Genomic DNA, 14276 nt, shown 5'->3' with positions numbered 1-14276 from the left:
GGTCGAGTAGGAGCCCATGCCAGCTGAGCAAGGCTTATTGCATTTACAGCAGTCAATTTTCTTGCATAAGGAAAGTTTACATGTTCTACTACATCTCCATAATTGATTCCATCTTCTGTCCTTATGTCTTGATGTTGTTGGGTATAGTTTTCATGAGCTTCCATAATACGTATCCCTGGAAAACCTAAATCTGCAAAAGGCCTGTGGTGGCCGCCACGGCCAAAACGGTCCAATCGATATACCATCATAGGCTTCATTTCTGGCATGTAGCTTTTTACAGATTTGTAAATGTACCTAGCTAACTGTCTTGAAATTCCATCTACTTCACCGCCGTAAAATCGTCTTCCTTTTCGTTGTCTTTCGGTTTCTGTAGGATCTGTTGGTTCTGAAAAAATGCGGAACTCGCGGTTATCAATTACCCCATCGACGCCTTTAATGTTTCCTATCATGTCATTGTTTAAAAAACCGATGACATTCCATTCTTTTTTCTTTGCATATTCAGCCAGTCCTTTACCACCAAATAATCCTTGTTCCTCACCACTTAACCCTACATAAACAATGCTGTTTTTAAACCTGCGTTTTGATAACACTCGGGCGGCTTCAATCGTTCCTGCCATACCGCTAGCATTATCATTTGCTCCTGGAGCATCTGTTGTAAAGTCCATGGTGTCGCTGGCACGAGAATCTATATCTCCACTCATCATAACCATATTATTGGGATTTTCTGTGCCCCGTTGAATAGCCACTACGTTGACTACCCAAGCATCCTGTGGAATCCTACCACCCATACTTGTAGTTACGTAATCCTTTTGATAAAACACTTCCAGACAGCCATCACAATCTTTAGAGATTTGGTCAAATTCTGCTTTGATCCATCTTCTTGCTGCTCCTATTCCTCGTGTGTTGGACACCGTATCAGAAAAGGTATTTCTTGTTCCAAAGCCAGCCAGCTTACGTACATCTTTTTCTATACGGTCTTCACGTACTTCATCAATGATGTTGTAAAGATCCATTTGATGATCTGTAGGGACTTGTGCGACTCCATAAAAGCATCCTAGCCATATGATAATTAGATGTCTCATAGTTGATTTTTTTTTTAAAGATAACAGATGTCTCGCTTTCGCGAAAGCGAGAATTAAAAAAAGCCTTACATAAAGAATAGCTCTTATAAATTTACTCCTCCATCTCTATGTTCACATCAGCTTCTGAAGCTGTAAAATGATTTTTGTTGATCCAATAGTCTGAAGTAATGATTTCATATTGATTATGTTCTAAAACTTTAAAGTACCAAATAATACCTTCCGCTTCCTGAAATTCTTCTTCCCCTAATAATTGATTTATATACAGCCGCTTTAGGATAGCGTGATCATCAATGATAGGTGCCAGACATTTTAAAACTATTTTTCTATCTATAACGATGTCCGTTTCTTGTTGAGGTGTGATGGATAGTCGTATAACACTTGCTTTAGCATGTGGAAATTTTCCATTATATGCCTTGTGTAATAAAACATTGATGTCAAAAAGTCTAGAGTGAAAAGAGATGTCAGAATAATGCTCCGCCACGTTTTCTTTAAGCATGTCGTTAGAAATTTGATCGATCTGTCCGGCAGTAAGTTCATTACCTAATTTATATTTCAATACTATCTCAGCAGCTTCTTGGGGTTCTAAATCAGAGATGGTCATGTATAATAACTCCTTGAGATCAGTGTCAGTGGCCTCTCCAGTATCGCCAAATTCAAGAATCTCAAGTAACTCTATAAAGTCTTTACGCAACCATTTACCATCGATTTGATCTATAGAATGTATATCGATTAAATTTACGTTGTATGTTGTAATCATAATTTCATTTAGGTTATCACAATTTATTTAGGAGATATTTTAAAATAGTTCACCTTTTTTTTAAAGGTACTGGGATGTTGGAGTGGGTTGTATTAAAATGATGGTAAACTTTAACGCATTGTGTGTTTGTTTTTATTTTACAAATGGTCTGTTTACGCCATCAACTTTATCTTTGCTAAGTTCCACCAAAGTAGAAGGATAAAACTTTATGTAATTAGTTTTTTACCGATTTATAAGATTTTTCTGTATATTTTTTATGGCTGCCATTTGTGGTTGAGCCTATTGTAAGAACTGTTGAATTTAAAATAAAGGTAAAACCTAATAGTTCAGTTCTTAAAGAAACAGTTAAGGTTGCGTAAATGGATTAGTAATGAACTTCGTATGATAAGAGTAAAGAAGTTTTTAGGTTTGGGAACGCAGTGCATTTCATTCATCAATTTACAGGTAATCTTCACGAGTTTTTCAATAACAAAAGTATTTATATGGAACAGCAGTATGGTTTTACAAGTGCTGCTCGATACTCAGTTGGTTTTAGACGTCAACCATCCGGCCTAATGTTGACATTTACTCACTCAGTTTTTATAAAAGTTGTTTTAAGATACATATCATTTTGCGTTGGATGAAAACAAAGTAAAAAAACAATAATTGTTATCGTTAAAATAAAGTATAACTTATGGAGTAGTGCGATGTGGTCTAGGAAAATTTATATGAGTTCGTAATTTTGGTGAACTTTAATAATTTAACTCCTAAGTCATGGATCAAAAAAACCATAAGGAGCGGCTCTAAAATCCAGACTTTATCTATTTATCCTTTTTTTGTATTTCTACTTGATGTGGATAAGGTATTTCTACACCTATAGCGTCTAGAGTAGGTTTAAAGTTTTGTTGTAAATAAAAGTTAACGGTCCATACATCAGCTGTTAAGGTGTAAGGCCTTACCAAAATATGTATAGAACTGCTTGCATTTTCGGAGACTTGAACTAAAGGCGCGGGATCTTTAAGTACTAAAGGATGGTCGGTACAAAGTTTAGTAAGCGCTTCCAGTGTTTTAGAAATATCTGCGTCGTAGCTAACACCTATTACCGTATCGCATCTTAAAATCCCTTCGGCATTGAAATTGATAATAGTACCGTTAAGAAGAGGTCCATTAGGAATGATTGCGAGCTTGCGTTGTGCTGTTATTACTTTAGTTTGCAAGAGGTCTATCTCTTTAATTGTCCCTATAATTCCTTGTGCTTCAATAGTATCTCCTATTTTGAACGGTTTGAAAAGAAGCAGTAGTACGCCACCAGCAAAATTAGATAAAGATCCTTGTAATGCGAGTCCTATCGCTAGCCCGGCTGCGCCTATCAATGCTGCAAAGCTCGTGGTTTGTACCCCTAGAGTACCTACTACAGATACCGTTAATAAAATCCATAAGACCCATTTGATCAGATTTAAAAGAAACTTTTCCAGAGTGGTATCGTACTCGTTAACGAGCATCAATTTGTGAGTTAGTTTTAAAACCTTTTTGATGAGCCATCTACCTACAAGGTATATAAGTAAGGCTTTTATCAAAGGGATTCCATACTCAAGGACTAATTCAACTCCTTTTTCAATATTGATGCTTTTTACTATTTCTTCCATAATCACAAAAGTATTCTATTTTTTTTCACCAGGATGGTAGGTTTTTCTCGCACGTTTTTCCACATCTTCCTTATAAAAAGCTACTTCTTTAAATTTTCCATCAGCATACAGCTGTGCTTGATCATCAAAGTGAGGCGAATTAGCGTTACAGCTTTGTCCTCCAGCTAATAGGGACTTTGCTCTTACTTGATCACCAAATTCTACAACAGCAATAAAGCTATTGCCAGAGGTTCCATATTGACGTTTTGTATCTTCTCCAAAGCGCGTGCCAAAAGAAGCCAAAGCGCCCCAAGACCCTGAAGCCATACCTACAGGAAGACTTGGTTTTAAGTCATTAAATTCTTGATTAATGTCACCATCGTTTCTTTGGTAACGATTGAATTCTCCCCAAGGAGTTTCCCAAGATCCAAAATCTTCCGTTAATTTTTCTATGGCTGCTTGAAACACTTCTAATCGCTCTTCTGGTTTGGATTTGTTACTCATATAATCAAATCTCCCTAATGGTGTAATTCGTCTATTTTCAGTCATTGTTGGAATTTTACCAGATCGATAATACGCATTTAGATAAAATTGCGCTAGTGTCATTTCAACAGATGTTGCAGATACTCTGAAGTCCCAAGTCTTTAAAATTTTTATGGCTTCTCTAGCTTCTGGTGTGTCCACTGAAGAATATTTTGAAGCATCTAATAATCCATTAATTAACATATCCGCACCGGGTAGATATGTATCATAAGCCAATTCAATTAAGGTATCTAACGTTAAATTCTCTGCTTTTTCTAATAGAGGAATAGCGTGTATACCTCTAAAGTTTTCTGGATAAGAACTCATATATACAGGATAGTCTTCTTTTTTAGGACTATTTTCTGCCGCACTAGTAAATGGTGTTGAATTGCAATTCTGTATCCAACCGTTTGCTGGATTTTTCAGGATGATATTATCTTCTAACTCATGAAGTCCATCCCAATCTGTTTCTGGGTTACTACCGTCAACAGGTTTTGTGTAATCAAATTTTTCATTTCTTTTAGGAATAAAATTCCCATGGTAATAGGCAATTGTCCCATCAGCATCGGCGTAAACGGTATTATTAGAAGAGTTGGTTCGAATATCCATCATGGTATAAAACTCGTCATGATTGGATTTTTTGGTTCTAGTAAAGGATTGTTCTAATGCTTTTATGGGACTCCACATTAAAGCAGTAGCTACCCATTTATCGTCATTAGCATGTGTTATAGGACCGTGATGTGAGCGATAGATCATAAATGTCTTTTCTTTTAAACCATCTGTATCTTTATAATTCAAAGTGACTTCCGTAGAGTCAATAGGACGTAAAAGCTTACCGTATCTATAATATCTTTCACCATCTTTTTTAATAATGGTTTCTTCGAATTCATCGATAATATCTGTTCCAGTAGAGGTATGCATCCAGCCGGTTTTTTCATTAAATCCCTGATAGACAAAAAATTGTCCCCAAGTTACTGCTCCATAGGCGTTGAGTCCTTCCTTGCTAACGACGTGAACCTCACCTCTAAAAAAGAAAGAAGTGTGCGGATTGATAAGTAGCATTGCATTACCAGATTTTGTCAAGTCACCTGAAATAGCAAATCCGTTGGATCCTCTTGGCTCATCATCTTTTAACCTTATCAAACCATCATTTACAGCGATTGTTGGATCCGTGTCTTTTTGATAAAAAGCTTTTATTTTTCTAGTAGAGACTCTTTCAATATCACCACCAATGGAACCTTCACTAAAATACATGGGCATCCAAGGCTCAAAATGTGTCAAGAGCTTTGGTGTTACTTCAGGATGAGTTGCAAGATAGTAGTTGATCCCATCTGCAAAGGCGATACAAAGCTCTTGTAACCATTTAGGACTGTTATTATAGTTTTCAATCGCCTCTTTTTTTGTCATATAAAGACGTACGCGTAGATCGCTGTATAAAGACGCTTCTCCTTCTATTTCAGCAAGTCTTCCTATGGCCCAAATATAATTGTGTTCTACCCGATTAAAATCATCTTCGCATTGTGCATATAACAAACCAAAGACCGCATCAGCATCTGTTTTACCATAAATATGCGGCACACCAAAGTCATCTCTTATAATTTCAGTATTTGCAGCATGTTGTTCCCAACGTTCTTTTTCTATGGTATCTTTTGAATGTTGGCAAGAAGTAAGCAAAATCAGCAATACATAAAGAAAATGATTTTGTTTCATAGGTATCTTTTTAAGAGGGCTTTATCGTTTTGTATGTGAAATATAGTGCTATTGAAAATCAATTTATCTCAGATAAGTACAGGATTATAGGTGTCAATTTGTACTTATCCGTAAATATAAACAAACCTCTTGAAAAGTGCACGTGAGTTATCCATGCCTTTGTAGATTACTGCTTTTACTTCCAGCAATTTTTAATTTTCAGGATCTGATTTTCTAATTCTCCTGTGTTTTTTCTTTTCTGTATGGATTATTTTAAGATATCCTTTACAGAATTTGTTCTCCTTTAGATATTTTAGACTGTAGTGTTTTGAAATTATCCAGTGTAAAAGTCGGCTGTTATTTCAAAAAAATCAAAGGAGAAGAATGCATTCTTGTGCTTGAGTGATATGAAGGAATTCTTCTTCTGCACTTAAGGATGCAGCATCTATCTCACTTGTGACTTTGGAACTATTCATCTAAACAGTTGTGGTAACCACCGATTCTGTATTCATTGTCGTTTCCATTGACAGTATTATTGTATAATTTCATTAAAGTTTTGACCTACAAAAGAACTTCTTATTTTAAGACTATAGGAATGTGTTTTCTGCTTTCGCGGAAGCGGAATAGCTACCGGTACGTGCCGCAGAAATACTATTTTTGCTAGCTACGCATCATTCAGATCCTTGATAATTAACGGAAAATATATTGGGGTTTTATTCAAAAGCAGGCCATACATCTGTTCCTTGAGCTAAGTCATAATCGCTCTTTCTGGTTATTCCATTTACGTAATAAGGACGATGTGTAAGTACAAAAGCAGGTTCTAATTTCGGATTTATTTTGAATACTTTTACTTGCGTATTGATCCATCTTACTGGAATTTGTTCTTCTAATTTATTTGGATTGCCTACCATGAAGGAAAAATTAAAAGTGGGTGTATCGATCTCGTTTTTAAAGATCAACACTTCTTTCTCATTTGCAGTTCTGATAGAATTATTACCTGATGAATCACCGATTCCTGAGGCTTCATTTCCATTTGATTTACAGCTATTACATAAATCAAAAGGGAATAAATAAAAGGCGGTAACTTTTTCACCTCGTTTAGGTATTTAAAATGAAAATGTTGTGCGGGAGTAAAAAGACCTAGACGCTGTTAGGTGGGAGATAAGATGTTTAGTTAAGGAGGACTAAATTTTATAGGGTTCTTATGTAATTGCTTTTCCATTTCCAGTTTTAAGGGGCTGTTTTTGAATTGGTAAAAGAACTGAGATGTTTTTTTGGTTATAACTTCTTTAGAAGTATGGTATCTCAATTCATTTTTAACCTTTTAATAGTTCCTTCATTTTATAATAGAAATCTCAACGACTCTATATACTTCTTCAAGATCATTAAATAGAATTCAACCTATTTTAAGACCACTAAAAAAAGCCACCTCCTTGGAGATAGCTTTTTATACTGGATGAAAAACACAGCTCGTAAACTGGTTCAATCAGAGATTATTTAATTGATTTTATAAAATTTAAAAATTAGACCCTTATATGTCCATCACCATAGACATAATATTTATTGGTTACTAATTGTTTCAATCCTAAAGGACCTCGATGATGCAATTTATCTGTGCTAATAGCTAGTTCTGCCCCAACTCCCATTTGACCACCATCTGTAAATCTTGTAGACGCGTTATGATACACCGCTGCATTATCTACTTGTTGCATAAATTGTTTTGCAAGAGCTCTGTTTTCTGTCAGTATAACGGCTGAGTGGCCTCCTGAAAATTTATTAATCATATCGATCGCAGCGTCTTCACTACTTATTTCTGCGATTAATAGTTTCATGGCTAAAAACTCTTCAAACCAAATGTCTTGTGTTTTTATAACTTCTTCCTCAGTTAGAATTTTCCCAACTTTGTAATCAACCACTAATTCTACGTTCAATTGAGTCAGTACGGCTTGAAGCTCCTTTAGTTTGTTTTCATAATCTGGAATGCGTTTATCGATTAATACTTTGTCTAAAGCATTACAGCCAGATATTTTATCAGTCTTTGCGTTAATAATAACTTTCACAGTTTTTTCCCAGTCTGCATCTTCGGCGACATATAAAAAGTTATTTCCACGTCCACTTATTAAAACAGCACAACTCGCATTGTCTTTTACAAACTTTATCAAACGTTCTCCACCTCTGGGAACAATAAGGTCTATCTTTTCTGGCGGGTTTTTAAGGAACTCTTGAGTTTCTTCACGTTTTAAATGAAGCAGTTGAATCCATTCTTTAGAAAGCGCATTTTTTTCTAAAGCTTCATGCCAACATTTTTCTAGAATTATGTTGCTATTCAAAGCTTCTTTCCCTCCTTTTAATAATATTTTATTATTTGCTTTAAAGGCTAACACGGCAGCTTCTATAGTTACATCTGGTCTAGACTCGTAAATAATCATAATGGTACCAAAAGGGGCCGTTTTATTGGTGATTTTTAAACCACTATCTAAAGTTATATCAGATATATCCTGATCTACTGGATCTTCTTGATTTTTCACTTCTTCAATGGCCTTAATCATTCCATCAATTTTGGTATCATTCACCACAAGTCTGTCATAAAGAGCTTGATCCTCTTTGTTAAAGGCCTCTAGGTCTTTCTTATTAGCTTCTAAAATGGTTTCACGTTCTCTATCAATAATAGAGACCATTGAATCAAGAACCTTATTTTTTGTTTCTGAACTTAATAATTTCATATTTATTTTGATTTTTAATGTATAAATTTTGTTCCAACTTCCTTATCGTCAACGATATCCACAATGACATTAGCTCGTTTGCCATTTGCAATGTAAGTAGGAATATTTTTTTTAGCGGCACTTTTAGCAATTTTCAATTTTGATCCCATGCCACCTCGACCTTCACCTTCTTTTTTATTAGAAGCTTTGACATATTGCTCTACGTCTTGATCGGCTGTTACTTCATTTATAATTTTGGAATCCTCATCATCTGGATGTCCCGTGTATAGACCATCTGTATCAGATAAAATAATCAATCGGTCTGCGTCTAATAATTCCGCGACTAAACTTGCCAGCTCATCATTATCTGAAAACATGGACATCGTTAAAGAAACTGCATCATCTTCATTGGCGATTGGAACCACCCCTTCAGATAATAAACCCTCATAACAATTGATCATATTTTGCCTGTGTTTTCCTATATCAAAATCTCTTTTTGTGGCCAGTACTTGCGCACATCGCATTCCATAGTCATGGAAAATACTATAGTAATGACGCATCATTCTGGGTTGGCCTATTGCTGAATAAACTTGTCTTCTAATGGATGGATCCTTTATTTTAGTATCTCCAAGAACCTCTTTTCCTGCGATAGCAGCTCCTGACGATACTAGTATAACCATAATGTTACGCTCGTATAAAACTGAAATCTGTCGCACCAGTTCCTTAATGACAGGACCTAAAATTCTATTATCTCTGTTGGTTAAAACATTCGTACCAACTTTTACTACTACTCGTTTGGTGTCCATATTATTTTTTTCCTAGTTCTACGGCCCTTTCAAATGCTGCATAAGCCGCATCTTTTATAAGTTCGTTTACATTATTGTCTTCCATGGAATCAATGGCAGCCTGTGTAGTTCCTCCTTTGGAAGCTACCTTATCAATCCAAGATTGCGGAGAAAAACTATTTTGTTTGAACAATTCGATGGCTCCTTCAAATGTATTGCTCACTAAAACCTTAGAGTCGTTCTCTGAAAAGCCCATTTTAAGGGCAGCTTCTAGCATCGATTGCATAAAATAAAATACATAAGCCGGTCCACTACCAGAAATACCCGTAGAGGCATCTATGTACATTTCATTTTCAACATGTATAGAGGTTCCAGTAGTATCTAATAAATTCCTCACCATGATTAATTCTATTGCAGAAACTTCTTTAGATTCCGTATAAGAAGTAACGCCTTTACCAACTTGCGCCGGTAAATTAGGCATTGTTCTAATTACTTTTTTAGTATCTAATTGCTCTTGTATAGATTCAATAGTGACTCCAGCCATTAAGGAAACAAACAATTGCTCTTTGTTGATCATTGTTTTCATTTCAGTGAATAAATCATCACAGTGATACGGTTTCACTGCGATAAAAACCAGGTCTGATTTCGGTAAACAATCTTCTAGTTTGCTGAAAACATTAAACCTTCCATCTTCATTTAGTGTTTTTATTTTATTAGGATCGGTATCATAGATCCTAAGCTTCTGCTTGGAGAGCAGCGGCGAGCTTGCCATCCCTTCAGAATAAGTTAAACCCATATTCCCTGCGCCAATTACTAATACTTTCATTTTATAAGGTATTGATTATCAATATGATTTGAGTACTACAGAGTGCAAGTATTATACAGAAGTACCAATATGACTTTTTAATTTAAAGAATTATGATATGTTTAGTACTTTGATGTATTAATAAGAGTTAGTTGTTAAAATTGTGATATCATGTCGTTATTCAATAATTTTAATTTTTTTATGGCTTGTTTATGCGACAACTTGTCGGTGACAAGTTGGAGATGTAAATTAACATTTGTGATATTTACATCCTTTTTGTTCAGTTTTATAGATGCTTTTCATGTTTTAGGTACATCTATCCACTGTACTTTACCACAGGAGTGAATGCGCTGTATAGGAATGGCATTTATCACTTATAAAGTACCTTATTTTACATCTAAGGCACTTTTTGAAGAATTAAAAATCAGAGGTCCAACATATAAAAATGGGAATAAGAAGCTTTTGAAAGGCGCCCAACAAATAGTGTTTAAAGGTATGTTTTGTAGTGTTTTAAATCTTTATAAGGGTTCTTTTATTTTACTAATAGGTTACCTATGAAATTCTATCTTATCTATATTTCTTATTTGAGATTCAAACCAAACTTAATTTCTATTTGAGATTCAAACCAAACTTAATTTCTATTTGACCCTTTTTAGACCAATAAACTACCTACTTTTTTAATTCTCAGAGGCAATTTGTTTTAGCAGCATTTTTTCTCCTATAGAAAAGTAGTATAAATAGTTTTTTATTTTTCTTAAAACCATATACTACTTTTCGGTATTAATCTTTTACTTTGTTTTTAGTTCCTATTCAAAAGTCCTGTTATTCGTGCATTAAGTAACTTGTTATATCCTGTTTTATGTTCCATAATTAGTAGTGTCTTTAAATAAATATTATCCTTGGAATAATCATTTTTTAACTGATTTATATCTTTCTCAAATAGAATATAGTTTGGTACGCGGGAATTAAATAATTTACAGATAGTCTTTGAGGCTCCTAATAAATCAATTAGTCATGCGGTAACTTCATTTATCAACGATCATAAACGTACATTAGAATTACTGGGCTATTAGCTTTAGACTACGGAAAGGTGTCTGTTCACTTATAATTCTACAGATGTAAATACCTGCGCTTATGTGGTTCCTTTTTAGGGGTATTTTATTTTTACCAGCGATGGTTACATGTTCTATTTGATATACTATTTTCCCCAAAAGGTCGTAGACTACAAATTGTACCGTTTCTGTTTGGGCCGTTGTAAATTGTATGGTGGTAGATGTTGTTAGTGGGTTTGTGGATGCAAAAAGCGCTGTGTTCTCTTGAACTATATTTTCTGATGGAGATAGGTTTTGTGTCAAACGCAGGTTTTCTAGGGTTAATTCTTTTGTAGTAGTTGTACCATTTAGGCTCGTCATTGTAAATACAATAGTAACTACATCCGTTAATGCTAAAGGGGTTCCATTATTTGCTTCAAAACTTGATATGGGTAGCATATAGTCTTGGGATGTGGTATTTAGAGTAATTGTGCTTTTATATTGTTCTTCCCAGGTAGAAATACTTGCTTTAACAAAAGTGATCTCTAACGATCCTGTACCATGTGCGCTAAATTCTAAGCTATTATATTCCTGTAAGTCTACTGCCTTGAATCTAGGCGTAAGGGCTCTGTAAGCTGCTATATAGCTATTAGTTGTTGCTTTTAAAACTACATTGCGTTCTATAGGAAAATCAGTTAAGTCAAAGGTAAACTCGTTGGGTAAAACTGTATAGGTATTTACCGTTGTTCCTTCTTGTGAATGATCAATTCCCCAAGGTCCATCAGACAAAAATAAATCATCTGGTGTTGCGATGCCATCCCCAATTCTAAAACCGATATCAAATAAGTTTCCGGTTTCTAACTGCAGGTTGGTACGGTACTGTTCCAACAAGTTTACTGCAGCATTCATATGGTCAAAATCACTTGTTTCTGTACTTCTAAAGTTAGCATCAAAGTGGATCGTTTCTGTGGCATTTACATTGATAATGTCTACATCTAAACCACCATTAAGGTACTTACCTTTTCTAACAAATACCGTTGGAGGTCTTGAGGTGTTATAGGACGAAATTGACTTTTGCGCTTCTAGTAAGTTTAATACCTCTTGACTTAATAAGAATAAATCATCAATTGTATTTGTCCAAATTTGGAAGTTATAAAAGGTAACATCTTGCTCGTATTGATCCAGATTCCAGTGGCTCTCAATGGCAAAGTTGGTATCGTTGTTTACTATTGTAGCAGACAAGCTTAATACAAATTCATGCGTGCCATCAGCATTTTTAATAATAGATTTAATGAAGGATTGACCGTTGATTTCCATGGTACTTACAGACAGTAATTCGGCCCCTAACAGACGGTCACAAATGTACTTGGTATGCTCGTAAACGCCATTATCTGTTTTGATGACTAAAACAGAAGCTATAGCAACATCATTTTTTAAGTAATCTACACCATAGATTTCAGTAGCATTTGTAATGCTAACTAGGTCTGTAGGAGATGCGTTAATGACTTCATTCTCATTAATAACATCTAATGGAATGAAGTCTTCCAAGGTAAAACTAGATAAGATGTTGTGTTGTAAGTAACTCCCTTTTTTAGAAATCCTTTTTGCAGACATTCTATCAAATACAAAACTGGTTTTTGCACGGTTAAAATTGCGCTTATTGATTTGTTCTGATAGCCTGCCGTTACTTTCCAAACCACCATCGTTACTTCCTGTTGTCGAAGGATCAGAGACGACACAATTAATAAAGCTTGAACAGGAAGAGTCGTCACAATCTATCAGTCCGTCGCCGTCATCATCAATGCCATTATCACAAATTTCTTGTGATACAATTGCTGTTGGGCAGCGTGCGCCATCGCTGTTAGTGCTGGAAGGGCCAAAAGAAAATACAGTGGCATCTATAGCATCGGTTGCGGTTAAGTTTTGAACACTTTGAATTGCATATAGGGTGCCTGTCTCACTTGCAGCGATATAAAAACGTCCATCTGCATCAAAATATACGGCGTCATACGTATAGGTGAATCCCGATAAAATAGGGACTTCCCCTATGGCTATAACGATCCCAGTTGCTGGGTCAATGCGATATAAAAGATTGGAGTTTTTTTCTACTGAATATAAATTTCCATCTAGACTATTAAAAGCCCAGTCACTAATATTTAAGTTTTGAGACAGATGATCTGTCGACTGGTGTTGTGTATAATTTATGGAATTAGGATCAACGTCGATTCTATAAAATGCTGTGCCGTCACCTTTTAAATAATACACGCCGCTTGCACTTACATCACCTGTATAGCTTGTACTGCTGGGTAATTCGTTGATATGGTAATTTATGGTATTAAAATTTGCTCCAATTCGGACAATCGTTTTTTCTGGGGTGCTTAAAGTTCCCCAAATATATCCGTCTGTTGGATTATATCCAGTTGCGTTTATAGTTCCAGCGGTAATATCTGTCGCAATTTCATAAGAAGTTCCCGACTCTATATTTAATGCATATACATCGTTGTTCTGAAATAAATAAGCACTAGAAACACAATCAAAAGGAATGTTATAGGATGGAATTGTCACAATAGATGTACTAATTGCTATAGCGCCAGCAGTGGCATAAAGCCTTCCATCTAGTATACTGTCAGCACCTAATGAAACAGCACCTGGGTAGCCTATAAAAGTCCCTTTCATAATAGTATTAGCACCTAAACCAACGGCGCCTACAGCAATCCAAAAAACATTGTCAGACGAGGCACCATTGGTCAAAATAATTTCTGAGCCAGCTACCGAAGAAAGAGCTCCACCTATTTTAAAAATAAACAAAGCATTAGGATCACCTTGGGCATCTAATATAAGAGTACCAATGATGGATGCAGCAGCACCAGCGGTATACACCCCAGGATAAATGGTTTCTCCAGCTATAGTTCCATAAATTGTGCTGTGCGTTGTTATGGTTACAGGTCTATTTTGAAGTTGAACGCATGCAGCAGTTAAGTCTATAGTTGCTTGTGCAGTAATTGAATTGGCATTCTCTATAGTTCCATTTAAAATTGAAGGAGATCCAAAACCAGATATTGCTCCTAATTGTGACCCAACATCACCTGTAATTGTGGAGGTTCCAGTATTGGCTACTGCTCCTGATCCAGTAAACAAAATAAAATTAGCTGCTGAGCCTAGATCAGGGTCTGTCGATAACTGTGAATTTTGAGCTTGTAAGTTAAAACTACTCGAGAAGATAGCTATTGATAATAGTATTCTGTTCATGACCTTCTTTATTTACAGCATAAATGTATGCTACAATTTCAAGTTTTTTT

The 14276-nt window shown here is 35.4% G+C and carries 10 protein-coding genes; 1 reads left to right on the top strand and 9 read right to left on the bottom strand.

The window, feature by feature from the left end:
- The 5 genes from ACJAT0_RS03700 to ACJAT0_RS03680 form a co-directional block, all read right to left on the bottom strand.
- Positions 1-1013: M28 family peptidase (locus tag ACJAT0_RS03700; RefSeq protein WP_415180577.1), on the bottom strand; the 1013-nt coding region annotated here is incomplete at its 3' end.
- 160 nt (positions 1014-1173) lie between these two features.
- A complete protein-coding gene (locus ACJAT0_RS03695; protein ID WP_415180574.1) occupies positions 1174-1839 on the bottom strand; it encodes a hypothetical protein in 666 nt (221 codons plus the stop codon).
- 800 nt (positions 1840-2639) lie between these two features.
- Complete coding sequence (locus tag ACJAT0_RS03690; protein WP_415180573.1) at positions 2640-3464, bottom strand: mechanosensitive ion channel family protein; 825 nt, start codon at positions 3462-3464, stop codon at positions 2640-2642.
- Positions 3465-3479: 15 nt separating this feature from the next.
- A complete protein-coding gene (locus tag ACJAT0_RS03685; RefSeq protein WP_415180572.1) occupies positions 3480-5675 on the bottom strand; it encodes an acylase in 2196 nt (731 codons plus the stop codon).
- Positions 5676-6367: 692 nt separating this feature from the next.
- Positions 6368-6565, bottom strand: coding sequence for a hypothetical protein (locus ACJAT0_RS03680; RefSeq protein ID WP_415180571.1), 198 nt, complete (start codon positions 6563-6565; stop codon positions 6368-6370).
- On the opposite strand from ACJAT0_RS03680, the gene ACJAT0_RS03675 reads away from it, so the two are divergent.
- Positions 6564-6728 carry a hypothetical protein gene (locus ACJAT0_RS03675; protein ID WP_415180570.1) on the top strand — a complete coding sequence of 55 codons (165 nt, stop codon included), beginning with the start codon at positions 6564-6566 and terminating at the stop codon, positions 6726-6728. The genes ACJAT0_RS03680 and ACJAT0_RS03675 overlap by 2 nt on opposite strands.
- 449 nt (positions 6729-7177) lie before the next feature.
- Here ACJAT0_RS03675 and ACJAT0_RS03670 read toward each other — a convergent pair whose 3' ends face one another.
- From ACJAT0_RS03670 to ACJAT0_RS03655, 4 genes are all read right to left on the bottom strand, one after another.
- Positions 7178-8377 (bottom strand): glutamate-5-semialdehyde dehydrogenase, encoded by a 1200-nt coding sequence (locus ACJAT0_RS03670; RefSeq protein WP_415180569.1) that lies wholly within the window; start codon positions 8375-8377, stop codon positions 7178-7180.
- A gap of 14 nt (positions 8378-8391) precedes the next feature.
- A complete protein-coding gene (gene proB / locus ACJAT0_RS03665) occupies positions 8392-9162 on the bottom strand; it encodes a glutamate 5-kinase (RefSeq protein ID WP_415180568.1) in 771 nt (256 codons plus the stop codon).
- 1 nt (position 9163) lies between these two features.
- The gene (proC, locus tag ACJAT0_RS03660) at positions 9164-9967 is read right to left on the bottom strand and encodes a pyrroline-5-carboxylate reductase (protein WP_415180567.1); all 804 of its coding nucleotides are present in this window, start codon (positions 9965-9967) and stop codon (positions 9164-9166) included.
- 1037 nt (positions 9968-11004) lie between these two features.
- Positions 11005-14226: an ice-binding family protein gene (locus tag ACJAT0_RS03655; protein WP_415180566.1), complete on the bottom strand. Its 3222-nt coding sequence runs from the start codon at positions 14224-14226 to the stop codon at positions 11005-11007.
- Positions 14227-14276: the final 50 nt, after the last annotated feature.

Origin of the sequence: Nonlabens sp. (assembly GCF_047636915.1) — a bacterium.
In the GTDB taxonomy this organism is placed as follows: domain Bacteria; phylum Bacteroidota; class Bacteroidia; order Flavobacteriales; family Flavobacteriaceae; genus Nonlabens.
The sequence above is the reverse complement of the archived record's forward strand: the minus strand, read 5'-3'. Positions and strand labels throughout refer to the sequence as shown.

Coding starts and splice junctions, on each gene's coding strand:
- ACJAT0_RS03695 (WP_415180574.1), bottom strand. CDS start 1,839: ATGATTACAACATACAACGTAAATTTAATCGATATACATTCTATAGAT.
- ACJAT0_RS03690 (WP_415180573.1), bottom strand. CDS start 3,464: ATGGAAGAAATAGTAAAAAGCATCAATATTGAAAAAGGAGTTGAATTA.
- ACJAT0_RS03685 (WP_415180572.1), bottom strand. CDS start 5,675: ATGAAACAAAATCATTTTCTTTATGTATTGCTGATTTTGCTTACTTCT.
- ACJAT0_RS03675 (WP_415180570.1), top strand. CDS start 6,564: ATGAAGGAAAAATTAAAAGTGGGTGTATCGATCTCGTTTTTAAAGATC.
- ACJAT0_RS03680 (WP_415180571.1), bottom strand. CDS start 6,565: ATGGTAGGCAATCCAAATAAATTAGAAGAACAAATTCCAGTAAGATGG.
- ACJAT0_RS03670 (WP_415180569.1), bottom strand. CDS start 8,377: ATGAAATTATTAAGTTCAGAAACAAAAAATAAGGTTCTTGATTCAATG.
- proB (WP_415180568.1), bottom strand. CDS start 9,162: ATGGACACCAAACGAGTAGTAGTAAAAGTTGGTACGAATGTTTTAACC.
- proC (WP_415180567.1), bottom strand. CDS start 9,967: ATGAAAGTATTAGTAATTGGCGCAGGGAATATGGGTTTAACTTATTCT.
- ACJAT0_RS03655 (WP_415180566.1), bottom strand. CDS start 14,226: ATGAACAGAATACTATTATCAATAGCTATCTTCTCGAGTAGTTTTAAC.